The following is a 23,951-nucleotide window of genomic DNA, read 5'->3' on the forward strand; positions in this document are numbered from 1 at the left end:
TCGTCACCTATCTAATATTGCTTCTGGGAGCACCGACGAACCCTAGACCAACGCGCGGCAAATGTCCGTAGTCGGCCCTTCGTTCGCTTATGCGTTTGCCGATGTCCGGGGTTGGTGGCCATGCTGAACTCGCTATCGCGACTGCCTGTTATCCGGCTCGTGACGACACGCCCGACGCCGTCCGTCCCTATCCCTAGGGACAGCCGCCGGCCTTCGATTTCGCTAGTCTGGCCTGGAAAACACGAGAATCCAGGGAGGCTGCCTTGAGCACCGCGCCACGCATCGACATCGACCCGGCCGCGTTCTGGGCCGATCCCTATCCGATGCTTGCGCGGATGCGGAAGGAGGCACCGATCGTTTTCGTGCCGCAGCTCGGCTCGACGCTTTTGACCAGCCGCGACGATATCTCGATCTCGGAGAAGCAGATCGACGTGTTTTCCTCGCACCAGCCCGCGGGCCTGATGAACCGGCTGATGGGCCACAACATGATGCGCAAGGACGGCGAGGCGCATCAGGTCGAGCGCCGCGCGATGTTTCCGACGGTGTCGCCGAAGACGGTGAAGGCGCACTGGACCGCGCAGTTCCAGGCCCATGCCGACCGCATCATCGACAGTATCGAACCGGGGCGGATCGATTTCATGCGCGACTTCGCGCTGCCGTTCTCCGGTGAATGCCTGAAGTCGATCACCGGCCTTACCAACATCGGCTTCCAGGACATGGATGCGTGGTCGCAGGGCATGATCGAGGGCATCGCCAACTACGCCGGCGATCCCGCCGTCGAGGCGCGCTGCCATGCGGCGACGTCGGGTATCGATGCGGCGATCGACGACATCCTGCCGGTGATCACGAAGAATCCTGACCAGAGCATTCTCGGCGTGCTGCTCGCCTCCGGCATGCCGATGGAGAGCGTGCGCGCCAACGTCAAGCTTGCGATTTCCGGCGGCCAGAACGAGCCGCGCAAGGCGATCGCCGGCACGGTATGGGCGCTGCTGGCCCATCCCGCGCAGCTCGATCTCGTGCGCAGCGGCGAGGTGTCGTGGTTGCAGGCGTTCGAGGAATATGCCCGCTGGATCTCGCCGATCGGCATGTCGCCGCGGCGCATCGCAAAGCCGTGGTCGATCCGCGACGTCGACTTCGAAACCGACGAGCGCGTGTTCCTGATGTTCGGTTCGGCCAATCGCGACGAGAAGCATTTTGAGCGCGCCGACCAATTTGATGTGAGACGAGACACGTCGAAAAGCGTCGCCTTCGGCGCCGGACCGCATTTCTGCGCCGGCGCCTGGGCCTCCCGCGCGATGATCGCCGACGTCGCGCTGCCGACCGTGTTCGCGCGTGCCAGGCAGCTCGAGATTGCCGATGACGAGCCGGTGCGGCTCGGCGGCTGGGCGTTCCGCGGGCTGCAAAATCTGCCGGTGAAATGGCTGCATTAGTCCGGCAAGGCCCGGCCCATCCCGAACGCCGCCATGATGCCATCTTGCCCCTGTTTTGCCCGACGTGTCAAATCGACTTCGGATAATACGTAAGTCGTTGTTTTCGCGGGCCCGGCTACTGTGCATGGGGTTGTTTTCGGGATTTTTTAAGTCCCGGGCCGGGCGAGGAGGGCCGGATCGCCCATGACGTCGTGGTTAACGCAGCCCGGCCGCGGGAGCACGGCTCCGCCGAGCTTGCCGGCCTCGAAGGCTCCATCATGGGCTACCTTTTGTCGGCGGATGATCGTACCTAAATAAGGGGAACCCCCGTTCGGGGACCACGCCATGAATGTAGTGCCTCGCGATCTCATGACCGAAATCCCCGTCTCGTCCGCCGATTTCCGCGGCGCCATGCGCCACCTCACCGGCGGCGTCAGTGTCATCACCGCCGGGCGGGGCAAGGACATTACCGGCATGACGGTGACCTCGGTGACCTCGCTGTCGGTCGATCCGCCGACACTGCTGGTCAGCATCAACCGGGATGCCTCGTCCTTCCCGCTGATCCGCCGCTACGGCGCCTTCGGCGTGAATATCCTCGCGGCCGACCAGCTCGACGTTGCCGAGCGCTTCGCCGGAAAGGGCGGGCTGAAGGGCGCTGATCGTTTCGCAGGCAGCCGGTGGGTGACGGCGGTCTCGGGTGTTCCGCTGCTGGTCGGCGCACTGTCCGCCGTGGATTGCGAGGTCGAGGAGATCGTCGAGCGCCATTCGCACGGTATCTTCATCGGCCGTGTCAGGGACGTCAGGAATTCGACCCGCAATGCCGCGTTGGCCTATTGGCACGGCCAGTATGTGGCGGTCGACCCGGACGAAGAAGACGCGGCCACGCTAGCCGACGTCAGCGTTCCCGCGCGCGGCCGGCGCGGCGTTTGATCGCCGCCCCCAAGGCTGGCCTTTTTTCCCTCATCGCTCTAGAAGCGCCCTGAGCCTTCCATCCGGGACGGCCATGGAGCGGAACGATGAAGCGCGTCGCGATCCTCGCCTTCTACGCCATCGGCGCGCTGGCGATCGCGTATCTCGCGCTGTTTGCCTATGCGACCTTCCGCGGCGAGCCGATCGTTCCCGGCGACCCCATCCACATCTTCCGCAAGCCGGACGCGCCGAGCTATTCGTAGAACCCGGCAGGTCTCGCAGGGTGGGCATAGGCGCACCTGCGCCGCGCCCACCATCTCCTGCGCCGCGAGAAGTTGGTGGGCACGCTCCGCTTTGCCCAGCCTTGCAATAGCTACGGCACCGTCATTCACCCCCGCAGAATCGCCAGCGCGAGCGCCTGCGCGCGCGGCACGATGCTGTCGAGCTCGAGATATTCCTCCGGCGTGTGCGCGAGCCCGCCGACCGGGCCGAGGCCGCAGATGGTCGGCGTGCCGACCGCGGCGGTGAAGCCGGAATCGGCGCAGCCGCCGGAGAACTCGCCCTGCAGCGTGGTGAGGCCGGCCTGCCTTGCCGCCGCCTGATAGCCTTCGAACAGCGCCTTCGAGGCTTCGCTCTGCACCACCGGCACGAACTCGCCCTTGATCGTCAGCGCCGCGCTGGTGCCCGGCACGTGGGAGGTCGCGACGATCGTCTCGATCGCGGCCATCACCGTGGCCCGGTCTGAAGGATCGACATAGCGCATGTCGATCTGCCCCTCTGCGTAGGGTGCGGTCGTGTTGACGGACTGGCCGCCCGAGACGAGGCCGACATTGAGCGTGATGCCCTTGTCGAGATCGGTCAGTGCATGGATCTGCACGATCTTGTGCGCGAGCTCGCCGATGGCGCTGACGCCGGCGGCGAAATTGGCGCCGGAATGCGCGGCTTTGCCGGTGATGGCAAGATGCATGAAGATGCCGCCCTTGCGGCCGGTGACGATGTTGCCGGTGGGGCGGCCCGGCTCGGAGTTGAACACGGCGCGCGCGGCGCGTCCCTCGCGCTCGATCACGGGGCGGGACGAGGGCGAGCCAATCTCCTCGTCCGAGGTGATCAGCACCTTGATCGGATGCGGGCTGCCGCCGAATTTATGGAAGGCGGTGGCAACGAAGATGTTCATCACGACGCCGGACTTCATGTCGGCAACGCCGGGACCATAGGCGCGGGTGCCTTGGATCGTGAACGGACGCCGCCCGGCCTCGCCCTTGCCGAACACGGTGTCGCGATGGCCCATCAACAGCACCGGCTTCTCGTTGCTGCCGGGTTTGGCGACATCGGCATGGATCGCATCGCCGAATGTGGCGTGGCTTTCGCGCCGGAACGGAATGCCGTGCTCGGAAAAATGCCGCTCGAACCGCGCTCCGACCGCATCGACGCCTTCCTTGTCATAGGATCCGGAATCGATGTTCACGACATCGCGCAAGAGATCGATCATCGCCTGCCGCTGCGACGCCAGCCAATCCGTGATTTGAGCTTCAGACATGTATATCCTCGCATGGTTCTCACGCGGGGTTATAGAGCCTTGCGCCGGTGCGACCTAGTCGCCGGATGCGGTGCCGCCATGTGTTCGCCCCAGTAGCCGGATCGAGCGATGCACAACCTTATCGGTTTGGCTCCGCCATCGCTTCCACACCGCAAAGCTGCGTTGCGACGGTCAGCGCGCCGATGAAGATGGTCCACGACGAGTTCTTCATGGCATGCCCTTTCGATGTGAAGGACGTCTCGCGAGGCATGAGGCTTTGGCCGACATCACGTCGCGCCGATCGAGGACGCTTGCGATCGTGCGGTACTTCGATTGTGAACTGCTTCACTCGGCGCCCCGCGGCCGGACCGCCGAGAAGCAGATTGCTCCCGGCCGGCAGAATAGCGGCGCTCCTGATGGGTCCGCTTGGCTTACCGTTCGCGCGGCATCGTGGGGTCGGCTATAGTCAGCACAAGCTGCCAGTTGGACGTGCCGAAGTCCGTAGCTCGATTTTCAAGGCAGCTCGCATGCCGTCGGCAGGCCATGCCGTGCTCTCGTTTCAGAGCGGCTTCTCTAGGGCTGCATTCTCATTGCTGTAACCTCGACGGAGAGAAACATGCCGTTGTTCATCTCGTACGTCTCATACTCGAATTCCGGTATCAAGGGACTGGTCGACAAGCCGGCGGATCGCACCGCGGTCATCGGCGCGATGGTCGAGAAGGCCGGCGGGAAGCTCCAGGGAGCGTTCATGACGACCGGCTCGCATGACGCGTTGCTGGTTACCGAGTTGCCCGACGGGGCGGATGCCGTCGCCATCGGAATGGCCGCCGCTGCAAGCGGCGCCATTGCCAAGATCGAGACGGTACGCGCCTGGAAGATGAGTGAGTTCAAGACTATCGCGGAAAAGGCCGCGAAGCTTGCAAGTACCTACGTGCCGCCGGGCAAGTAGGTCGACGCGAGCTCAGCTTCGAGATGAAGCCAAACGCCGTGGCCGGGTCGTCCCGGGCATCCATGCGTTTCGCATGAATGCCGGGCGCCGGGCTCATGCGCCGACCATCGGCATCCGCGGATACTCGCCCGGCGTACCCGCGGGCGTGATCGGGATGCCGCCGTCGGAATATTCGTTGAGCTTGTTGCGCAGCGTCCGGATCGAGATTCCGAGGATGTTGGCGGCATGGGTCCGGTTGCCGAGGCAGTGCTTCAGCGTCTCCAGGATCAGGTCGCGTTCGACGTCGGCAACCGTGCGGCCGACGAGAGCGCGCGTCACCTGCTCGGCGGCCATGGTGGCATGCGCCACCGCCGGTGGTGTCTTGGCGAGGTCAAGGCGGTCGCCGTCCGGGGTGAGGATGGCGTCCGCCCCGATCTCGTCGCCCTGCGCCATCAGCACCGAGCGGTGCATGGTGTTTTCGAGCTCGCGGACGTTGCCCTGCCAGCGGTTGGTGGAGAGCACGCGGCGCGCTTCGGCCGAGATCGGGCGCATCGGCACGCCGTTGGCTTCGGCATACTTCTTCACGAAATGCTGGGCGAGCTCGAGGATGTCGAGGGGACGCTCGCGCAGCGGCGGGATCTTCAAATTCACGACGTTGAGGCGGAACAGCAAATCCTCGCGGAACGAGCCTTCGCGCACGGCCTCGGCCAGATTGCGGTTCGAGGTCGCGATGATGCGGATGTCCACCGGCACGGGCTTGGTGCCGCCGACACGGTCGATCACGCGCTCCTGGATCGCGCGCAGCAGCTTCGATTGCAGGCGGACGTCCATCTCCGAGATTTCGTCGAGCAGCAGCGTGCCGCCGGTCGCCTCCTCGAACTTGCCGATGCGGCGGGCGATCGCGCCGGTGAAGGCGCCCTTCTCGTGGCCGAACAGCTCGGACTCCAGCAGGTGCTCGGGGATCGCGGCGCAGTTGATCGAGATGAACGGGCGCTTGGAGCGGGTCGAGCGGGTGTGTACGTAGCGGGCCAGCACTTCCTTGCCCGTGCCGGATTCGCCGGTGATCATCACCGAGGCGTCGGAGCCGGCGATCTGCTGGGCGAGCTTGACGACCTTCGCCATCGCCTCGTCGCGATAGACCAGCTCGCGAGAATCGTTGGCGACCGCGGCCAGCACCGCGGCGATCAGCTCGGGATCCGGCGGCAGCGGGATGTATTCCTTGGCGCCGGCATGGATCGCGGCGACCGCGGCGCGGGCGTCGTTGGTGATGCCGCAGGCGACGATCGGAGCGTGGATGTGCTCGGCCTCGAGCCGCATCACGAGGTCGCGGATGTCGAGGGCGACATCGACCAGCAGGAGGTCGGCGCCCTTGCCGCCGCGAAGCACGCGCATCGCCTGCTCGTGATCCTCGGCATGGGTCACGGTGGCGCCGTTCTCCATCGCGATCTTGGTGGCGGTGGTGAGCTGGCCCTTCAATGTGCCAACGATGAGAAGCCGCATGTCAGTCTCCTGTCCGTCTAGTCGCGCTGCCGCGCGTCATTCCCCATTTTCGCTTTACGCGCGTTCGGTCTTGATGATTTCGGTCATGGTCACGCCGAGCTTGTCCTCGACCAGGACGACTTCGCCGCGGGCGACCAGCTTGTTGTTGACGTAGATGTCGATGGCCTCGCCGACGCGCCGGTCGAGCTCGAGCACGGTGCCGGGTCCGAGCTTCAACAGCTCGCTGACGTCCATCTTCGAGCGGCCGAGCACGGCGGAGACCTGCACCGGCACGTCGAACACGGCTTCGAGGTCGGCGGCGGCGCGCGCCGCATATTCGTCCTCGGTGTATCCGACGTCGGTGCCGGTCGGCGGCATGGGGCCGTTGAGATCGGGCAGCGGGACCTGTCCGTCGGTGTCGCTCATGGCTTAGCTCCCCCTGCGGGACGCAACATAGCGTCCCACCATTTCGTCGATCTTGGCCGCGATGGCGCCGCGTTCCAGTACGACGCCGCCATCGGCCCATTCGATCCGGCAGTCGCCGGTGGCAATTTCAGGCTCGGCCAGGATCACGAGCCGGCCTTCGAAGCCGCTCTGCTTGGCGAGCCGTTCGATCTTCTCGCGCGCGGCCTCGTAGAGCGCATCGTTGATGCGGACGACCAGATGCGGCGTCGCGACGAGATGCGAGAAGCAGTCCTTGACCAGCGCGACGATCTCGCCGAGCGGCTCGGCGGCGACCAGATCGGCGCACAGCTTGCGCGCCACCGCGACCGCGACGTCGACCGCCTCGGTCTCCATCTTGGATTCGATGTTGCCGATGCCGGAGGCGATGCCCCGGATGGCGATGTTGATCTCTTCCATGGCGAGGGCGACGCGGCGGTCGCTCTCGGCCTTGGCTTCGCGCTGGCCGGCGGCAAAGCCGTCCTGATAGGCGCGCGCCTCGGCTTCGGCGATCTTCTGGGCGATCTCGGCCGCGGTCGCGGCCTTCTCGCGCGTCGTCCGCTCGGGCGTGGCGAAGTCGGTATCGAACAGGAATTTTGCCGGAGCCGCCATCAATACACCAGCTCGTCGTCGGCGCGGTTCTTGGTCAGCATGATCTCGCCCTTGGCGGCGAGATCCTTGGCGAGGTTGACCAGCAGCGCCTGGGCCTCGTCGACGTCGCGCAGCCGCACCGGCCCCATCGCCGCCATGTCGTCTTGGAGCATCTTGGCCGCGCGCGAGGACATGTTGCCGAAGAAGAAGTTGCGGACGTCCTCGTTGGCGCTCTTGAGCGCCACGCCGAGCTTGTCCTTGTCGACGTTGCGCATCAGGGTCTGGGCCGAGCCCGAATCCAGCTTCACGAGGTCGTCGAAGGTGAACATCAGAGCCTTGATGCGCTCGGCCGATTCGCGGTTGTCCTCTTCCAGCGAGGTGATGAAGCGGGTTTCGGTCTGGCGGTCGAAATTGTTGAAGATCTCCGCCATCACCTCATGGGCGTCACGGCGGCGGGTCTGCGACAGGTTGGACATGAATTCGGTGCGCAGCGTCTTCTCCACGCTCTCGATCACCTCCTTCTGCACCGCCTCCATCTTCAGCATGCGGTTGACGACGTCGAGCGCGAGGTCCTCCGGGAAGATGCCGAGCACGCGGGCGGCGTGTTCCGGCTTCAGCTTCGACAGCACCACGGCGATGGTCTGCGGATATTCGTTCTTGAGATAGTTGGCCAGCACCTCTTCCTGCACGTTGGAGAGCTTCTCCCACATGTTGCGGCCGGCGGGGCCGCGGATCTCGTCCATGATGCCGTTGACGCGCTCCGGCGGCAGGTATTGCTGCAGCAGCCGCTCGGTGGCGTCGAAATTGCCCATCAGCGCGCCGGAGGCCGACATGCGCGAGACGAATTCGAGCAGCATGTCCTCGACGGTGTCGACCTCGACGGTGCCGAGGGTCGACATCTCCAGCGAGAGCTGGCGCACCTCGTCGTCGTCGAGCAGGCCCCAGATCTTGCCGCCATACTGCTCGCCCAGCGCCAGCATCAGGATCGCGGCACGCTTCGGTCCGACCAGTTGCTCGGCCGGCTTGCCGTCCTTGGACCGGGTGTTGGCACGCTGACCGAGCGTGGAGATCACGCTGGTGATGTCGTTGCTGTTGGCGTTTTGCAAGGCTGCGGCCATGTCAGATCACTTCTCGAATCATTTCGCGGGTTCGCTCAGCCACTGGCGGATGATGGCGACGGTCTCGTTGGGGTTGCGCTCGGCAAGCTCGCCGACGCGATGAACGGACTGGGCGTGGACCTGGCCCTGGATGGTGGCGACGTCGATCGCGCTGGCGGCGGCGCTCGGAAGCAGCGGCTGGCCGGCCGGCGCGGCCTCGTCGCTCGAGGCCGGGCCGGTGAGGACGCCAGAGATGGCGGCGGCGACCTCGTCGGACGCCAGGATGCGCTTGACCAGCGGGCGGATCACCAGGAACAGCACGACCAGGCCGAGCAGCATCATCACGCCAAGCTCGACGAAGTACATGACGTCGTCCTTGGTGAACTGGAGCATGCCGAGGAAGCCCGAGGGCTCCGCGATCGGGGTGCTGGAGGGGGCATCGGCAAAGCGCAGATTGACGACCTCGACCTGGTCGCCGCGCTTCTGGTCGAAGCCGATGGCCGAACGCACCAGCGTGGCGATGCGGTCGAGCTGCTCCTTGGTGCGGTCTTGGTAGGTCAGATCGCCCTTGTCGTTCTTGGAGTAGATGCCGTCGACCAGCACCGCGACCGAGATGCGGTTGACCCGGCCGGCCTCGGTCACCTCGGTCTTGGTGGTGCGGGAGATCTCGTAATTGTTGGTCTCCTCGCTCTTCTTGCTCTGGTCCTTGGCCGCGACGCCGCCGTTCTGCTGGTTGCCCGGCAATTCGTTGTTGACGGTGACCTGGCCGTTGTTGTCGGCGGTCATGCTCTGCTCTTCGCGAGTCTGGCTCGAGCGCAGCACGCGGCCTTCGGGGTCGAACTTGTCCGAGGTCTGGGTGATCTTGTTGAAGTCGAAATCGGCGGAGAGCTGGACCCGGGCGCGCCCCGTCCCCACCACGGAGGAGACGATGTCCTCGACCTGCTTGCGCATCCGCTTCTCGAAGGCGGTGCGGCGCTCGTCGCCGATCTGCTGGTCGGGATCGGTCTGGGCGCCGTCGGCGAGCAACTGGCCGGCCTCGTCGACGATCGAGACCCGCTGCGGCTTCAACCCGTTGACGGCCGAGGCGACGAGGTGGCGGATGGCGCGGATCTGCTGGGCTTCGAGCGCGCCGCGGACCCGTACCACGATCGAGGCCGACGGCTCCGGCGCCTCGCGCGAGAACAGCGGGCGCTCGGGCAGCACCAGATGGACGCGGGCGGCCTGGATGCGGTCGATGGCGCGGATGGTGCGGGCGAGCTCGCCTTCCAGCGCGCGCAGATGGTTGATGTTCTGGACGAAAGAGGTGGTGCCCAGCGCGTCCGACTTGTCGAACACCTCGTAGCCGACGCCGCCGCCCTTGGGCAGGCCGCCCTCGGCGAGCTTCATCCGCAGCCGGGTGACTTTGTCCTTGGGCACCATGATGATGCTGCCCTCATTGCGCAGCTCGTACTGGATGCCCTGGCGCTCCAGGTCCTTGATGATGCCCGAGGAATCCTCGACGCTGAGGTCGGTGAACAGCGTCGTCATCTGCGGCGTGGTGACACGCATGATGACGAACGCGAAGAAGCCGATGAGCGCGGCGGTCACCGCGATCATCGCCCCGAACCGGGCGGCTCCGATACCCTTTAAGAAGTCCGCAAGACCTTGCAAGCAACCGCCCCGACAGATTCGGCTGCTTTCACTGGAAAGGCCGACTGGGCAATTATTGCCTAGGTGATGGTTTCGATATGGTTAACGAAGGTTAAGAGGTCGGACAAAAGTGGCGTCATAAAAAAAATCGGCCTCGCGGGGCGAGACCGATTTTCGTCAAAAGCCGCAGATTTCCGGATTGCCTACTGGCGATATTGCTGGATGCGCGTGGTGCGAAGACCCGCCAGACCGTGCTGGTCGATAGAAAACTGCCAGGAGAGGAATTCGTCGACCGTCAGGGTATAACGGCTACAGGCCTCCTCGAGGGACAGAAGCCCGCCACGGACGGCGGCGACGACTTCGGCCTTGCGGCGGATGACCCAGCGTTTGGTGCCGGGTGCAGGCAGGTCCGCGATCGTTAACGGACTGCCGTCCGGCCCGATGACGTATTTTACCCTCGGGCGATGGGGTTCTGTCATGGCGTACTCACAAACTCTCAACCACTGAACTCACTCAGGAACCCTACGCGTGCCGGCTTAAAAATCCGCTAAGCCTAAGGCATCAATACAATTCTCGTTGAAACTTGCGGGAACACGACCGGCTTGGCGGGCTGGAGACATGATCTCGGCCGGCCAAGCGGGCTCTTCGTTAAGACTTTACTAACGAACGAGGCCTCGCGCGACGCTGCAAGGCCTCTCAAGGTCGTCCCGGCCTGGTGCGCAATTGCGCTCGGGAGGGCCTGGACCCATACCGCGTGATCTATCGATTGGACGCAGGTAGCAGTACTTAGAATGAATTCCTAATCACGCGTCTTCGCCAAACTTCTTCCTGTGGTTATGGACCCGGCTTTCGCCGGGATGACACCGCGTGTGTGGCGTGGGCGCGCGTCTTTAATTGCTGGCCGTGGCGATGATACTCTTGACCTGACTCAGGGTGTAGCTGGCGCCGTCGATGGTGAGCAGCGGCGGCGACTGGGTCAGGTCGACGGACGACACCGTGCCCTGCACTTGCGCGGCGATGCCGACATTGTTGTTCGCCACGTCCTTGCCCGTGGCCGAGATCGTGTACTTGCCGTCGGGCCATTGCGTGCCGTCATTGCCCTGGCCGTTCCAGGTGAACGGAACGTCGGTGCCGGCACCGGCGGTGTACTTGCCGGTGAACACGGTCTGGCCGCTGGCATTGGCGACGGTGATGTCGACGGTCGAGTCGCTGGGGACGTTGAGATGCCAGGTCACCGACGAGTTCGTCATGGTCGCGGTGGTGCCGTCGACCAGGGCGGTCTTGCCGACGAAGCCAAGCGCCTGGGTCGCCTGCGTGGTCTGCTGCAGGGTGACGAGCTGGGACAGCGAATCGTTGGTCTTGAGCTGCTGCTCGACGCCTGCGAACTGCACCAGCTGCTGGGTGAACTGGTTGGTGTCGAGCGGATCGAGCGGGTTCTGGTTCTGGAGCTGCGTCGTCAGCAGCGTCAGGAAGGTCTGGAAGTTGCCGGCGAGCGTCGCGCCCGTGGTCGAGCCCAGGGAATTCGACGAGGATGACGACGATGATGTCTGCGTCGTTCCCGAGACGACGGAAGGCGCGGTGGCGGCATTCGTGGTGGTCATGGTCGAATACTCCTCACACTCTGATGTCGACGCCGCTGCTCGAACCGAGCATGCGGCCGTAGCTGCGCCCGACCGGTGCCGCGGGACCGGCTTCCTCGTCGCTGATGATCAGGCGGCGGGCGTTGCCGCCATTGTCGTTGTTCTGGCCTGAGTTCTGGCCCGACGAATTCTGGTCGCGCAGGCTGAAGGACAGCCCGTTGCTGCCGGTCTTGAGACCGGCGTCGTCGAGCGCGCGCTGCAGTTGCGGCGCGTCCTGGCGCAGCATCTGCAGCGTCTCCGGCTTCTCGACGGTGAGATGCGAGGTGACCTGGCCGTTGCGGTCGACATTGATGCGGACGTCGATACGGCCAAGATCGATCGGATCGAGGCTGATGTCGAACCGGGTCTTGCCGGCACGCGCGGCCGCCGCGATCTCGATCGGGACGCCGCTGATCGGCACCGCCGTGTTGGTGGCCGCGGTCGCGGTGAGCGTTGCGGTCGATGCGGTCGCCGTCGAGGTCGTATTGGTCAGCGGCGCCTGCACGGCGGAGGCCGCCTGCGCGCTGGTATCGGCCTGCGTCGCGGCGGCCTGCGTTGCCGCATGCGCGTGCGTGGCCGGCGTGCCTTGTGCCGCATCGGCGCCGCGGTCGGCGGCACCGGCCTTCGCGTCAGCCGCTCCAATGTCGGCCTGCGGCTTGGCGGCCTGCGGATGCGCGGCGTCGGCGGTTGCGGCCGTCGTCGGCGTTTGCGTGGCGTTCGCCTTGCCCGCATCCTGGCCGATATTGGAGACGTCGCCGGCGCCTGGCGCGGTGGCGACGGCCTTGAACGAGGTCTTCGGCGTGCCCTGGTCGACGGCGGCGATCAGGCCGCCCTTGGTCTTGGCGTCGGTCGCGGACGCATCGGTCGCGCCGGTGGCGGCATCGGCCAGTGTCGCCGACGTCTCGGCATCGACCTTGGCGCCTGCAGTCTTGGCGCTCTTGTCGCCCGGCGTAGCGGTATCGGTCTTGGGGCCGGCAATCTGCGCCGCGATGGACGCGCTGGCGGCGATGCCGGCGGCGGCGATCGTCAGCGGCGAAGAGTCGGTGCTGGCGGCCTGGGTCGCGGCCGCGCTGGGATCGACCGGCACGACCGGCACGGCGACCACGATCGCGTTCGGATCCGGCACGGCGGCCTGCGCCGCACCGGATTGCGCGGCTGCCGCGGCATCGACGGCGACGGCGAGCCCGTCGGTGCCGTCGGTCTTGTCGGCCTTGGTCTCGTCGGACTTCTCCGAAGCCTTCCCTGGAGACTTGTCCGACGCCTTGGCGTCGGAGGTCTCGGCCTTGTCCTTGGTCTTGCCCGTCGCATCGCGCGTGGCGTCGTCCTTGGCGGGCGCGGAATTCTCGGTGTCGTCGCTGGCCTTGCGCGGCGGGGAGGCATCGGTCGAGGAAGTATCGCGCGGGCTCCTGTCCGAGGCGGACGAGGACGAATCGGTCCGGCGCGGCGCGGTGTCCGGGTTGGAGGACGCCGCGTTCTCGGTGACTGCCTGGGTGTTGCTGTCGACCAGCGAGCCGAAGGAGTCGCTCGCGGAATTGTCTTTCGGTGCTTGCGAGCGGGCAGGCTTTTGCTGCGCGCTCGAAACCTGCACGCTTGCCGCGACATCTGACGTACGACCGACCACAGGCGACCCCTCGGAAACATCTTCGGCATAAGGGGTAGCAAGGAGCGGGCCAGCCCCTCTTTGATGTATTTTATCTCGTAAAATCAATTACTTGAGGAAATGGAGCGGCCGCCGCGCAGCCCTTCGCAACCCCGCCATTTCTGCCTCCCCGGCAAGAATTGCCCTAAGGCGGCGGCGTGCGTGATTGCTTCACCGGAATGCCGCCTATATTAAAGAGACAGCTCTCAGCTGCTTTCGACCGGGCAAGCCGTGGCCTTCGGGAACTCTTGGTTCCCGGGGATCGCCGGGTGTCCCGCCCCGAACCAGCGGATCGCCAACACCGCCGTCACAACGCTTGCAGGCCCATGCTCAACAGTCTGGATCTCGAAGGCCGTCCTGAGGACACCAGGGTCGTCGTTGCCATGTCGGGCGGCGTCGATTCCTCGACGACGGCTGCGCTGCTCAAGGCCGAGGGCTACGACGTCGTCGGCATCACGCTGCAGCTCTACGACCATGGCGCGGCGACCCATCGCAAGGGCGCCTGCTGCGCCGGCCAGGACATCCACGACGCCCGCGACGTTGCCGCCAAGCTCGGCATTCCCCATTACGTGCTCGACTACGAGGACCGTTTTCGCGAATCCGTCATCGACAATTTCGCCGATTCTTACGCGCTCGGCGAGACCCCGGTGCCGTGCATCGAGTGCAATCGCAGCGTCAAATTCCGCGACCTGCTGAAGACCGCGCGCGAGCTCGGCGCGCAGGCGCTCGCCACCGGCCATTATGTCGCCTCGCGCCGCCGCGACGACGGCTCGCGCGCCCTGGTGTGTGCGGCCGATGCCGATCGCGACCAGAGCTACTTCCTGTTCGCGACCACGCAGGAGCAGCTCGACTATCTGCGCTTCCCGCTCGGCGACATGACCAAGCCCGAGACGCGCGAGCTTGCACGCCGCTTCGGCCTCGCCGTCGCCGACAAGCACGACAGCCAGGACATCTGCTTCGTGCCGACGGGCCGCTACACCGACATCATCACCCGCCTGCGTCCGAACGCGATGGATCCCGGCGACATCGTCGATCTCGGCGGCCGCGTGCTAGGCCGCCACAACGGCATCGCCAATTTCACCATCGGCCAGCGCCGCGGCCTCGGCATCGCGGCAGCCGCGCCGCTGTTCGTGGTGCGGTTGGATGCTGCGAACCGCCGCGTCGTCGTCGGCCCGCGCGAGGCCCTGAAGATGCACCGCATCGTGCTGCGCGACGTCAACTGGATCGGCGGCGGCGACATCGACCGCGCCATCGGCGATGGCCTCGAAATGTTCGTGCGCGTGCGCTCGACCCGCGCTCCGCAGCCCGCGTGGCTGCGCGGCGGCAACGGCCATTACGAGGTCGAGCTCGTCGCCGGCGAGGAGGGCGTCTCGCCCGGACAGGCCTGCGTGTTCTACGACGCAGCCAGCGGCCAGGCCCGCGTGCTCGGCGGCGGCTTCATCCAGAGTGCCGCGGCGAAGATCGCGAGCAATGCCGCACGTCCGCTCGCCGAAGCCGTGCGCGGCTAATCCATGAGATCGGACCGCACTCTTGCGACACCGGAGTTGCGCCCCCTCTCCCGCCTGCGGGGGAGGGTAGGGGAGAGGGGTCTCTCCGCTCGCGATATCTCGCGAGAGGAAAAAACCCTCACCCGGCGCGACGCGCCGACCTCTCCCGCAGGCGGGAGAGGTGCAGCGAGTTCGGGGCAAGACCTCATTCCACCAACAATCACGACACTCTAAGAAATTCCGGGGCGGGGCAGGGGGACATGGCAGCAGACATCTCGCGGGCCGGGGTCGAGAAGGCCTATGGCCGCTGGGCGCCGGTCTACGATCTCGTGTTCGGCAAGGTGTTCGACGCCGGAAGGCAGTCGACCATCGCGGAGGCCGACCGCATCGGCGGCCGCATCCTCGACGTCGGCGTCGGCACCGGGCTCTCGCTGTCCGATTATTCGCGCACCACGAAGATCTGCGGCGTCGACATCTCCGAGCCGATGCTGCGCAAGGCGCAGGCGCGCGTGCGCGCGATGCGCCTCAGCAATGTCGAGGTGCTCTCGGTGATGGACGCGAAAAACCTCGCCTTCCCCGAAAACTTCTTCGACGCCGTGGTCGCGCAATACGTCATCACCGCCGTGCCCGATCCCGAAGGCACGCTCGACGAGTTCGTGCGCGTGCTCAAGCCCGGCGGCGAGCTGATCCTCGTCAACCACATCGGCGCCGAGAGCGGCCCGCGAAAGCTGTTCGAGCTCGCCTTCGCCCCCATCGCCCGCCGTCTCGGCTGGCGCCCGGAATTCCCGTGGGCCCGCCTGGTCGACTGGGCGTCGAAACATGGTCGCATCACGCTTGCCGAGCGCCGCCCGATGCCGCCGATGGGGCACTTTTCGCTGATCCGCTACCACAAATCGTGACTGCAAACGGCACCGGCCGTGCGCTTCTCAGGGCGGCCGCATTCGAGAGTGGCTTCCCCGCGGCACATCCTTCGAGACGCCCGCCTTTGGCGGGCCCTCAGGATGAGGGTGGAGGACTCGGCACCGCCTTCAACGCCGACTGCGCAGCTGAGCCTCATCCCGAGGAGACCGCGAAGCGGTCGTCTCGAAGGACGAGGCGCTTGCCCGGTCGTCCCCGATCACATCGCATTTCGGCGGGGAACATCGACCCCGACCCGCGCATTTCCCTTCCATGCGCAACCCATCGAACATCATCCTGGCCAGCCTCCTGATCGCCGCCTCAGGCAGCGCGATCGCGCAGGCTCCGCCCGCCCCGGCGACGCCGCCGCAAGCGACCGCACCGCCATCCCCGCAACGCAGCCCCGGCTGCGCGCCCTCGGACCGGATGACCACCGCTCCCGACGGCACCACCACAACCGGCCAGTCCCGGGAACCGCTCGGCGACAAGCTCGCCAAGACCGACGGCGTGCTCTGCCCGCCCTCCGGCGTCGACCCCGAGATGCACGCCCCGACCCCCGAGACCGGCGGCAACACCCCCGTCATCCCGCCCCCCGGCAGCCCCGGCGGCGACCCGACGGTCCGGCCGAAATAGGGATTTTTCGCCGCTCCGCGTTGCTTCGCCTCTCCCCGCCGGGGAGAGGCCGGAAACCGCGCCAAGCGGGGGACTCTCCGCGAGTCTGATTTGGGAAATGAGCGAATCCGGCGCTGAAAGCGGCCGCTTTTCCACCCGCCCGGCGACGTGTCCCGCCGAAGCCTTGCATAGGCGGAAGGCGGACCACATTGCTTGACAGCCCGCCGCCCCCTTCCTTATATGCCGCGCGTTCGCGAGATCGGCCGTAACAGCCGTTCGCGACCCTGTGGCGGGGTAGCTCAGCTGGTTAGAGCACGGGAATCATAATCCTGGGGTCGGGGGTTCGAGTCCCTCTCCCGCTACCAATCATATCTCTCAAATCTCCATTTGTAGCACTCTGCAATTCTTCCGGAGGCTTCGCTGCCGTAGGCCGAGATTACGGCCGGCCAGAACATCACTCTTAAGTTGCGGTTGCAATATTTGCGCGGAAAGCCATGCCGCCAGTTTGATGTACTGACAGTGGTGCCTACCAATAGCCCTTGCTGACAGAGTCCTTGCGCTCCGATTGCTAGAGCTCTCTTCCAATCAGCGAGATCTGCCCCTTGCTGTTGAGGTGGCAGGGAAAAGCCATGCTGTTCATACAAATCTCTTATCCACCGCTCGAGCGTGCTAACGCAATCTCGAGGAAAAATCTCTCGACCTTGCGCATCGAAGCATCCGACTGAGCGAATAGTCGTTCTCCATTGCCCGTCGGGCAAAACACCCACCACCCCGTCAATCGCTTCTCGCAGAAATATTCCACTTTACCGAAATTCGGTTTTAGCGTATATGTCGTTCCATCCCGGCTCAACCTTGAGGGGCGATCTCGTTGTCGTCTTGTTCGCGAGCCGGGCTTGCGGTGGACGCGGCAGCGTCGGCATGAGAGGTGCGGGCAGGGCGGGTAGTCCCTGTGAGCTCGCGGCCGCGTGCGGACGAGCGGCGCTGTCAGGTTCGTCTCGCCCGCAAGTTTCCGGCTCCGTCGACAGGGCCGGGAAAACTGCGGCGAAATGGCGGGCCGTGCGTACGGCAAAACCGTGTGGTCCTGGCCGTCGTTGCTACGGTCAAGCTTTCGCGGAGGTGTGTGCGAGCCCAACCGGGCGGACAGCATCGTCAATTCGCGAGGGCGAGGGAGGCTAGAACGAACTCGGCTCCCGGGAGAGCAGGCATAAGCCGTCCAACCATCGCGCAGGGAAGGCCGAGTGATTGGCACCACCTGTATGCTGCTGTGCGGTCTTTTTGCGCTACATCTTCGCGCAGCGGACCGTGGGTGCGAGGTCAGCACCCGGCCTTCCCTGCGCCCTCTTGGCTTTCAGAGGGTGGAGTGACCAGGCAAAGCTCGGGCGAAACGCGCCGCGAGGAGGCGAAAGTGTGTTCGCGAGCGATGAATCGCTACCGGGCGCGATCTCTCATCGAGCCTCGGTGGCGATCGGCGCCCCAAGCTTGCCGCCGAACAACGCTGCACCCAATTGCCGAGCCGAATTGGTCATGCGCGCGCATTCAATGTGGTTACATTGCGTCACAGCATGCTCTACGATAGAGCCATCGTGGATGACGTTGGAGGTAAGCACATGTCATATGCCTATAAGCCGAACGAAGAGGTTCGCCACCAGCCGCAAGGTCCACAAGGACGTGCCGCAACCGATCCAGCAATGGTTTACACCATCGTTCAATGCATGCCCATCGAGGCAGACGGACGTCTTCGATACCGTATCAAGAGCAAGTCGGAGAATGTCGAGCGGGTCGTAACGGAAGATCAGCTGTCGTACTTTCAGTGATCTGGCGCGCTTGAGCCGCGAATTGCGGCGACGGTCCAGGCATGCCTGCTTTTCGGCATGCCCTTCGTTTCAGAATATCTTCCTCGTAGCTTGAGTCTCTTTCGTGCACGTCACTCGCGTTGCGGCCCCTTGCCGATGCGATTGGAGTCGTCGTCCCGTGAGCATGGAAATCATCCTGGTCCAGACGATCCATCTTTACCGGCGTGGAGAACAAGATGGCGGTCGCCCAGGAGGAAGTGTTCGGACCCGTTCTGTCGATCGTTCCTTTCGATACCGAGGAGGAAGCGATCGGCATCGCGAACGAGCAGGTTATACGTTGTGGCAGGCGATTGTTCTACCATCCGTGCCGGCAGACCGAAGTTTTGGCGCATCAACGAAGCAGCGGTCGCTGGCTAATGGACATCGCGGCGCATAGGCGCAGCCGCGCGGTCGTGTGAAGAGGCTTGGCGGTTCACCCATTTCGATCGCGCCCAGGATTCGCTTTGAAGGATCCGGCTTCGGAATTGCTGCGACCAACGCGCGCGTGTACGGATGGAGCGGTTGATCCAGGACAGTCCGTGTCCGGGCGTGCTCCACGATCCGGCCCATATACATGACGGCGACGCGGCTGCTGATCTGTCCTATCACGCCAAGGTCGTGCGAGATGAAGAGCATCGACAATCTCAGCTGGTCACGCAGGTCCATCATCAGATTGAGCACCTGCGCCTGCACGGAAACGTCGAGGGCCGAGACCGGTTCGTCCGCGATGATGATGGACGGCGTGGGAAGAATGGCGCGCGCGATTCCGACCCGTTGCCGTTGCCCGCCGCTCAGTTCGTACGGATAGCGAGCGGCGAAAGACGGATTCAAGCCGACGGCCGTCAACGTGGCAGCTATGGCTGCGCTGCGCTCGGCACGGGTCTTGAAGAAGCCGCTGATATCGCCCGCCTCCGCCACCGAGTCTCCAATTGCGCGCCGTGGGTTGAGCGATGCGTTGGGATCCTGGAAAACCATCCGGACCTTCAGGCGCATCTCGCGGAGACTGGAGCTGCCGGCTCCGATCATGTCGGCTCCATTGAATCTGATGGTGCCGCTGTCGGGACGGACCAGCCCGACGATGGTTCGGCCCAGCGTGGTCTTGCCGCATCCCGATTCGCCGACGATGCCGAGGACCTCTCCTTCGGCCAGCGACAGCGACGCACCATCCACCGCTTGCACCCGGTATTTCCGACCGGCTCGCCTGGCACTGAAGGAAACCATGATGTCCCGGACGTCGAGGATGACATCTCCGCTCACGGCAGTTCCCCGCCGCCCAGCGGGAATGCGCAGAGCACCTCGTGTCCTCGGGAGACCTCCATGCGAGGCGGGGTCGCCACGCGGCACACGTCGCGCACCGCTGCGCAGCGCAAGGCAAAGACGCAGCCGGCAGCGACCGTACCCGGCACCGGCGGCTGACCCGAAATGGTTGGCAGCCGGCGCGCGCCGGAATTTCGCGACGGCATGCAATCCATCAGTCCACGGGTGTAATGGTGACGCGGTTTCCCGAACAGCTCATCGACCGCTGCGGTTTCCACGATCCGGCCGGCGTACATGACAGCCACGCGATCGGCGAGCTGCGCAACGACTCCCATGTCGTGGGTGATGAACAATATTGCCATATCGAGGCGATTGCACAGCTCGCGCAAGAGCCCGAGAATCTGAACCTGTATGGTGACATCCAGCGCTGTGGTCGGTTCATCGGCGACCAGTACCTGCGGCCTGCAGGCCAGCGCAATCGCGATCATGACCCGCTGGCGTTGACCTCCGGACAGCTGATGCGGATATGCCGACAGCTGCATTCTCGGGTCGGGCATGCGCACCAGCTCGAGCAGTTCGCACGCACGGGAGAGGGCCGCCGCGCCCGAAATCCCCTCATGTACGCGCACGGCTTCGGCGATCTGATCGCCGATCCGGCGAACCGGATTGAGTGAGGTCATCGGCTCCTGAAAGATCATTGCCATGCGGCCGTGGCCCGCTTCGACACGTTGCCAGGGCTGCAACTGCGTTACGTCGCAGCCCTCCAACAGGACCTCTCCGACCCGGACCCGGGGACCGGGTTGCGGCAGCAATCCCATGACCGCAAGCGAGGTCATGCTCTTTCCGCAGCCGGACTCGCCGACGAGACCGAGGATCTCGCCTTTGGCCAGTCCGAATGACACGCCCGCGACGATGTCGACCGGTGCGGTTGCCGGTCCCACTGACACCGTAAGGTCGCGAACACTCAGCACGGCCTAACCCTTCTCACCAAAGACCTGACGGAACCGCGGATCGAGTCGATCGCGCAATGCGTCGCCGACCAGGTTCAGCGAGAATGCCGTCGCCACGATCATCATGCCCGGGAAAATGAGCAGCCACGGCGCGCGCGTGATGAAGGTGCGCGATTCCGCCAGCATGTTGCCCCAGCTTGGAATCTCCGGCGGGGCGCCAAGGCCCAGGAAATCGAGTGAGGCCGCGCCAAGCTGCGCGAAGGCGAAGACGAAGCTGGCCTGTACGAGAAGCGGTGAGACCAGGTTCGGCAAGATGTGCCGACTGATGAGCCATACGGTTCCGGCGCCCATGCTGCGGGATGCCTCGACATAAGTTTCCGCGCGCAAGCGTAGCGTCAGACCGTAAACGATGCGCGTTGTAGTCGTCATGTAGCCGAGCCCGATGGCCAGAATGACATTGGCCACACTCGGCCCCAGGATGACAATCAGACCAAGTGCGAGCAGCAGAGTCGGGAAGGCCATCAGCACGTCGACCATGCGCATCAGCAGGTGACCCAGCCGCGGGAACAGAGCGGAAAGTACGCCGGCCGGAACGCCTGTGGCGAGGGCGAAGACGACCACGCCCGAGCCGATCAGAAGTGCCATCCGTGCTGACTGAATCGTGCGTGACAGGGTATCCCGGCCGAATTGGTCGGTGCCGAACCAGTGGGTCACGTTCGGGGGCGTCAGACGGATCAGCGGATCGATGGCGTACGGATCGTAAGGCGCCAGCCAGGGTGCGAAGGCCGCGGCGAGCACGGTCGCCAGAAGGACCCCGAGCCCGGCCAGCGCGATCGGGCGAGCGATGAACGGCCTGAGCCACAAGGTGGCGCTGTTGGTGCTCATTGGAGTTCGACCCGCGGATCAAGCAGACGGTAGCTCAGATCGACCATCAGATTGACCAGGAGATAAACCACGACGATGACGAGGATGACGCCCTGGATCACCGGGTAGTCTCGGCGGAGGATCGACTGAACGACGAGGCGGCCGATGCCGGGCAGGGCAAACACGGTTTCGGTCACCACCGCTTCGGACAGCAGAGCAGCGAAAGTGAAGCCGAATGCCGAGACGACCGCCAGCAGCGCATTGCGCCAGATGTGGCGGCGCACGACCTGCCAGGGCCGGATTCCCTTTGCACGCGCCGTGCGCACGTAGTCCTCGCGGGAGACGTCGAGCATGCTGGCGCGCGTCAGCCGCAGGATCAAAGCAGCGTTCGGCGCCGCAAGCGCCAGGCTGGGGAGGACGAGATAGCGCAGATTGACGACACCGCCTTCGAAGATCGACGGATAGCCGGAGCTCGGAAACCAGCCGAGCCAGGCGGCAAAGATCAGGATCAGATAGAGCCCGACCCAGAACGTGGGTATCGAGGCCATCAGCATCGCCGCGCCGGACAGTCCCTGATCGAGCCACGTGCCGTGCCGGACGGCCGCAATCATGCCGATCGGCACACCGATGACCGCAACCCAGATCATCGTCATGGTGGCGAGCAGGGTGCTGGTCTCGGCACCATCGGCAATCACCGACAGCACCGGCGCCTGGAAGAAGATCGAGCGCCCGAGGTCGCCCTCGAGCACATGTCCGGCCCAGTTCAGATATTGCAGGATGATCGGTTGGTCGAGACCGAGTTGGTGTCGCAAGGCGTCGATCTGGTCGGGGGTGGCGGTGTCGCCGAGCAGAACATAGATGGGGTCACCCGGCACGATATGGATGAACGCGAAGATGATGACGGACGCTGCCAGCAGCGTCACCGCCGTCGTTCCTGCGCGCTTGAGTGCGTAAGACCACATGTGATTATGCGGCTGTCAGCGGCAACGATGCGCGCCGGCGCCGGCGCTCGACAGTCCTCGCGGCCTCATTGCCCGTCCTTATTTCGTGGACACGTTCCAGAAGACGGGACCGTTCGGGTTGAGTCCCTTGAGCTTGGGAGAAGCAATGTCATAGGTGTAGGCATCGCCTACTTTCATGACCGGCACCTGTTCGTAGATCAGCGACTGGATCTTGTCCCATGTCGACTTCCGCGCGACTGGATCGGTCGTGTTGATCAACTCGGCCCGAAGCGAGCCGATCTCGGGGCTGTCCCACCAGCCGGGATAGCTCGCATTCAGGAACGTCAGCAGCAGCGGGTCGGGCGCGAACGAATGGTGGGTGACGAAGATGTCCCACTGTTCCGGCTGGCCGCGCATCTTCAAAAGGGTCGCCCAATCGACGACCATCATCTGAACATTGATTCCGGCGTCGGCCAGCTGGCGGGTGAAGACTGACGCTTCGTCATAGTGTGCCTGGTAATTCGTCGAGACCAGCAGGCGGATCGGCGTTCCCGTGTAGTCCGCCTCCTTCGCGAGCTCCTTGGCCTTCTTCGGATCGTGGGCGCTGTAATTGGAGACGCCATCCGTCGAGTACCAGGGCGTGCCCTTGGGAAAGATCGATCCCTCGGCATTCCACAGGTCCTTGGGACCGAAGGCGACGCGCAGCGCCTGCGACTTGTCCAGCGCGGCCTGGATGGCGCGGCGGAGCTTGTAATTGTCCTTCAGGATCCCCTGCTTCGAGTTCATGAAGAAAAGGCCGAAGATCGGCGCGTTCGTGCGCTGCACCTGAACCGATGGGTCTTTGCTCAGGGATTCGTACAGATCGCCGGAGATCATTTCCGCATAGTCGTAGTCGCCCGCCTGCACGCCGCTCACGCGCGTGCCGACGTCAGGCACCGGAATGAACCGAATCTTGTCGAAGCCGGCGACGCGGGCACCGGCAAAGCCGTCGCCGTTTTCCTTCACCGGCTTGTAGCCATCGAACTTCTCCACCTCGACATAGCGGTTCGGCCGCCATTCCACGAACTTGTAAGGCCCGGTGCCGATATAGTCCTTCTGCTCGATCGGCCGGTTTCCCGCGTTGGCGGCTATCTCTTCCGGATAGATCGCAAGGCCGCCATTGACGTCGGCAATGAGAGCTTTCCAGGCGCCGTTCGGCGCTGACAATTTCAGCGTGACTTCATACTTTCCGGTTGCCTCGACTGATGTGGCCGCGGCCATCAGGAGCTTGCCGCGAGCACCGAAATTGCCCCATCTCGTCATCGAGGCGACCACGTCCTTGGCAGTCATCTCCTTGCCGTTGTGGAAGAGGACGCCTTCGCGGAGCTTGATGACGATGGTCCGACCGCCGTCTTCCGTGCGATCGCTCTCGGCCAGCATCGGACGCGGCGTGTAGGTCGAGTCCAGCGCATACAGGGTCTCGAAGATATGGCGGCCGATGACCGATGCGACGTCGGCCGTCGTCAGCATGACATCGAGCGGCGGCGGTTCTCCGATGGTGGCTTCGCGTAGCAGGGTGGCGGCATTGGCCTGCGCAATCAGGAACGACGCGGTGGCCAAGCCGACGACGCCACGCATCAAGACACCTGGACCGTATCTCATGATCGCTTCTCCCGCCCTGTTGAGCCGCCTGCTTCCGGTGCAGGGGGATGTGCCTTTCAGCTGTTGGTTCTGACGGCACGCTATTGCTTGTTTGAAAGTTACATATAGAATTCGGCAATTATCAAGCAGAAAATGCTACTCTTGATAACGGCATGCCGATATGGGTTTGGTCAATGCTGAAGGTTTCTTACGGCAGCTTCGTGCCAAGGGCGC

The 23,951-nt window shown here is 64.7% G+C and carries 22 protein-coding genes, 1 tRNA gene and 2 pseudogenes; 11 read left to right on the forward strand and 14 right to left on the reverse strand.

The features are described 5' to 3' along the window. Positions 1–263 precede the first annotated feature (263 nt). The 4 genes and pseudogenes from OC450_RS00475 (at position 264) to OC450_RS00490 (ending at position 2,581) form a co-directional block, all read left to right on the forward strand. Positions 264–1,430 carry a cytochrome P450 gene (locus OC450_RS00475; RefSeq protein ID WP_211382317.1) on the forward strand — a complete coding sequence of 389 codons (1,167 nt, stop codon included), beginning with the start codon at positions 264–266 and terminating at the stop codon, positions 1,428–1,430. 164 nt (positions 1,431–1,594) lie between these two features. Continuing rightward, a pseudogene (locus OC450_RS00480) lies at positions 1,595–1,723 on the forward strand (ABC transporter ATP-binding protein); the annotation flags it as partial. A 31-nt stretch (positions 1,724–1,754) separates the two neighbouring features. After that, entirely contained in the window at positions 1,755–2,339 is a 585-nt protein-coding gene (locus OC450_RS00485) for a flavin reductase family protein (RefSeq protein WP_262046971.1), read from the forward strand. Between the two features lie 86 nt (positions 2,340–2,425). Beyond that, positions 2,426–2,581, forward strand: coding sequence for a hypothetical protein (locus tag OC450_RS00490; protein ID WP_211382319.1), 156 nt, complete (start codon positions 2,426–2,428; stop codon positions 2,579–2,581). A 125-nt stretch (positions 2,582–2,706) separates the two neighbouring features. Here OC450_RS00490 and OC450_RS00495 read toward each other — a convergent pair whose 3' ends face one another. Further along, complete coding sequence (locus OC450_RS00495; RefSeq protein ID WP_211382320.1) at positions 2,707–3,855, reverse strand: M20 family metallopeptidase; 1,149 nt, start codon at positions 3,853–3,855, stop codon at positions 2,707–2,709. Positions 3,856–4,450: 595 nt separating this feature from the next. Between OC450_RS00495 and OC450_RS00500 the strand changes: the two genes are divergently transcribed. After that, the gene (locus tag OC450_RS00500) at positions 4,451–4,783 is read left to right on the forward strand and encodes a GYD domain-containing protein (protein ID WP_211382321.1); all 333 of its coding nucleotides are present in this window, start codon (positions 4,451–4,453) and stop codon (positions 4,781–4,783) included. Positions 4,784–4,876: 93 nt separating this feature from the next. On the opposite strand, the gene OC450_RS00505 is transcribed toward OC450_RS00500, so the two are convergent. From OC450_RS00505 to OC450_RS00540, 8 genes are all read right to left on the reverse strand, one after another. After that, positions 4,877–6,262 carry a sigma-54 interaction domain-containing protein gene (locus OC450_RS00505; RefSeq protein ID WP_211382322.1) on the reverse strand — a complete coding sequence of 462 codons (1,386 nt, stop codon included), beginning with the start codon at positions 6,260–6,262 and terminating at the stop codon, positions 4,877–4,879. Between the two features lie 54 nt (positions 6,263–6,316). Then, positions 6,317–6,667, reverse strand: coding sequence for a flagellar motor switch protein FliN (gene fliN, locus OC450_RS00510; protein ID WP_211382323.1), 351 nt, complete (start codon positions 6,665–6,667; stop codon positions 6,317–6,319). A gap of 3 nt (positions 6,668–6,670) precedes the next feature. Next, on the reverse strand, positions 6,671–7,294 hold the full coding sequence (locus OC450_RS00515) for a FliH/SctL family protein (protein WP_211382324.1): 624 nt from the start codon (positions 7,292–7,294) through the stop codon (positions 6,671–6,673). Next, positions 7,294–8,391 carry a flagellar motor switch protein FliG gene (gene fliG, locus OC450_RS00520; protein WP_211382325.1) on the reverse strand — a complete coding sequence of 366 codons (1,098 nt, stop codon included), beginning with the start codon at positions 8,389–8,391 and terminating at the stop codon, positions 7,294–7,296. The genes OC450_RS00515 and fliG overlap by 1 nt, the downstream gene beginning before the upstream one ends. 18 nt (positions 8,392–8,409) lie before the next feature. Beyond that, a complete protein-coding gene (fliF, locus tag OC450_RS00525) occupies positions 8,410–10,020 on the reverse strand; it encodes a flagellar basal-body MS-ring/collar protein FliF (RefSeq protein ID WP_211382326.1) in 1,611 nt (536 codons plus the stop codon). Between the two features lie 182 nt (positions 10,021–10,202). Further along, complete coding sequence (locus OC450_RS00530; protein ID WP_002714638.1) at positions 10,203–10,478, reverse strand: DUF1153 domain-containing protein; 276 nt, start codon at positions 10,476–10,478, stop codon at positions 10,203–10,205. A gap of 411 nt (positions 10,479–10,889) precedes the next feature. Next, entirely contained in the window at positions 10,890–11,600 is a 711-nt protein-coding gene (locus OC450_RS00535) for a flagellar hook assembly protein FlgD (RefSeq protein ID WP_211382327.1), read from the reverse strand. Positions 11,601–11,613: 13 nt separating this feature from the next. Then, positions 11,614–13,239, reverse strand: coding sequence for a flagellar hook-length control protein FliK (locus OC450_RS00540; RefSeq protein WP_262046972.1), 1,626 nt, complete (start codon positions 13,237–13,239; stop codon positions 11,614–11,616). 344 nt (positions 13,240–13,583) lie between these two features. Between OC450_RS00540 and mnmA the strand changes: the two genes are divergently transcribed. From mnmA to OC450_RS00570, 6 genes and pseudogenes are all read left to right on the forward strand, one after another. After that, positions 13,584–14,765, forward strand: a complete 1,182-nt coding sequence (mnmA, locus tag OC450_RS00545; RefSeq protein ID WP_211382329.1) for a tRNA 2-thiouridine(34) synthase MnmA — start codon at positions 13,584–13,586, stop codon at positions 14,763–14,765. Between the two features lie 239 nt (positions 14,766–15,004). Further along, positions 15,005–15,643: a class I SAM-dependent methyltransferase gene (locus OC450_RS00550; protein WP_262046973.1), complete on the forward strand. Its 639-nt coding sequence runs from the start codon at positions 15,005–15,007 to the stop codon at positions 15,641–15,643. Between the two features lie 271 nt (positions 15,644–15,914). Next, positions 15,915–16,274 (forward strand): hypothetical protein, encoded by a 360-nt coding sequence (locus OC450_RS00555; protein ID WP_211382331.1) that lies wholly within the window; start codon positions 15,915–15,917, stop codon positions 16,272–16,274. Between the two features lie 267 nt (positions 16,275–16,541). Next, positions 16,542–16,618: transfer RNA gene (locus OC450_RS00560), tRNA-Met, on the forward strand. A 1,242-nt stretch (positions 16,619–17,860) separates the two neighbouring features. Then, positions 17,861–18,067, forward strand: coding sequence for a hypothetical protein (locus OC450_RS00565; RefSeq protein WP_211382332.1), 207 nt, complete (start codon positions 17,861–17,863; stop codon positions 18,065–18,067). 188 nt (positions 18,068–18,255) lie between these two features. Continuing rightward, positions 18,256–18,372 (forward strand): annotated as a pseudogene (locus OC450_RS00570) (aldehyde dehydrogenase family protein); the annotation flags it as partial. Positions 18,373–18,376: 4 nt separating this feature from the next. On the opposite strand, the gene OC450_RS00575 reads toward OC450_RS00570, so the two are convergent. The 5 genes from OC450_RS00575 to OC450_RS00595 form a co-directional block, all read right to left on the reverse strand. Then, positions 18,377–19,342 carry an ABC transporter ATP-binding protein gene (locus tag OC450_RS00575; RefSeq protein WP_262046974.1) on the reverse strand — a complete coding sequence of 322 codons (966 nt, stop codon included), beginning with the start codon at positions 19,340–19,342 and terminating at the stop codon, positions 18,377–18,379. Further along, positions 19,339–20,313, reverse strand: coding sequence for an ABC transporter ATP-binding protein (locus tag OC450_RS00580; RefSeq protein WP_211382334.1), 975 nt, complete (start codon positions 20,311–20,313; stop codon positions 19,339–19,341). Before OC450_RS00580 ends, OC450_RS00575 begins: the two co-directional genes overlap by 4 nt. Before the next feature lie 3 nt (positions 20,314–20,316). Further along, entirely contained in the window at positions 20,317–21,177 is an 861-nt protein-coding gene (locus tag OC450_RS00585; RefSeq protein WP_211382335.1) for an ABC transporter permease, read from the reverse strand. Then, entirely contained in the window at positions 21,174–22,118 is a 945-nt protein-coding gene (locus OC450_RS00590) for an ABC transporter permease (RefSeq protein ID WP_211382336.1), read from the reverse strand. The genes OC450_RS00585 and OC450_RS00590 overlap by 4 nt, the downstream gene beginning before the upstream one ends. Before the next feature lie 78 nt (positions 22,119–22,196). Beyond that, positions 22,197–23,738 carry an ABC transporter substrate-binding protein gene (locus OC450_RS00595; RefSeq protein ID WP_262046975.1) on the reverse strand — a complete coding sequence of 514 codons (1,542 nt, stop codon included), beginning with the start codon at positions 23,736–23,738 and terminating at the stop codon, positions 22,197–22,199. Positions 23,739–23,951 lie beyond the last annotated feature (213 nt).

It is taken from the genome of Bradyrhizobium sp. Bra78 (assembly GCF_024519855.1).
Taxonomy (GTDB): Bacteria; Pseudomonadota; Alphaproteobacteria; order Rhizobiales; family Xanthobacteraceae; genus Bradyrhizobium; species Bradyrhizobium japonicum_G.

Coding starts and splice junctions, on each gene's coding strand:
- OC450_RS00485 (WP_262046971.1), top strand. CDS start 1,755: ATGAATGTAGTGCCTCGCGATCTCATGACCGAAATCCCCGTCTCGTCC.
- OC450_RS00490 (WP_211382319.1), top strand. CDS start 2,426: ATGAAGCGCGTCGCGATCCTCGCCTTCTACGCCATCGGCGCGCTGGCG.
- OC450_RS00495 (WP_211382320.1), bottom strand. CDS start 3,855: ATGTCTGAAGCTCAAATCACGGATTGGCTGGCGTCGCAGCGGCAGGCG.
- OC450_RS00500 (WP_211382321.1), top strand. CDS start 4,451: ATGCCGTTGTTCATCTCGTACGTCTCATACTCGAATTCCGGTATCAAG.
- OC450_RS00505 (WP_211382322.1), bottom strand. CDS start 6,262: ATGCGGCTTCTCATCGTTGGCACATTGAAGGGCCAGCTCACCACCGCC.
- fliN (WP_211382323.1), bottom strand. CDS start 6,667: ATGAGCGACACCGACGGACAGGTCCCGCTGCCCGATCTCAACGGCCCC.
- OC450_RS00515 (WP_211382324.1), bottom strand. CDS start 7,294: ATGGCGGCTCCGGCAAAATTCCTGTTCGATACCGACTTCGCCACGCCC.
- fliG (WP_211382325.1), bottom strand. CDS start 8,391: ATGGCCGCAGCCTTGCAAAACGCCAACAGCAACGACATCACCAGCGTG.
- OC450_RS00530 (WP_002714638.1), bottom strand. CDS start 10,478: ATGACAGAACCCCATCGCCCGAGGGTAAAATACGTCATCGGGCCGGAC.
- OC450_RS00535 (WP_211382327.1), bottom strand. CDS start 11,600: ATGACCACCACGAATGCCGCCACCGCGCCTTCCGTCGTCTCGGGAACG.
- mnmA (WP_211382329.1), top strand. CDS start 13,584: ATGCTCAACAGTCTGGATCTCGAAGGCCGTCCTGAGGACACCAGGGTC.
- OC450_RS00550 (WP_262046973.1), top strand. CDS start 15,005: ATGGCAGCAGACATCTCGCGGGCCGGGGTCGAGAAGGCCTATGGCCGC.
- OC450_RS00555 (WP_211382331.1), top strand. CDS start 15,915: ATGCGCAACCCATCGAACATCATCCTGGCCAGCCTCCTGATCGCCGCC.
- OC450_RS00565 (WP_211382332.1), top strand. CDS start 17,861: ATGTCATATGCCTATAAGCCGAACGAAGAGGTTCGCCACCAGCCGCAA.
- OC450_RS00585 (WP_211382335.1), bottom strand. CDS start 21,177: ATGAGCACCAACAGCGCCACCTTGTGGCTCAGGCCGTTCATCGCTCGC.
- OC450_RS00590 (WP_211382336.1), bottom strand. CDS start 22,118: ATGTGGTCTTACGCACTCAAGCGCGCAGGAACGACGGCGGTGACGCTG.
- OC450_RS00595 (WP_262046975.1), bottom strand. CDS start 23,738: ATGAGATACGGTCCAGGTGTCTTGATGCGTGGCGTCGTCGGCTTGGCC.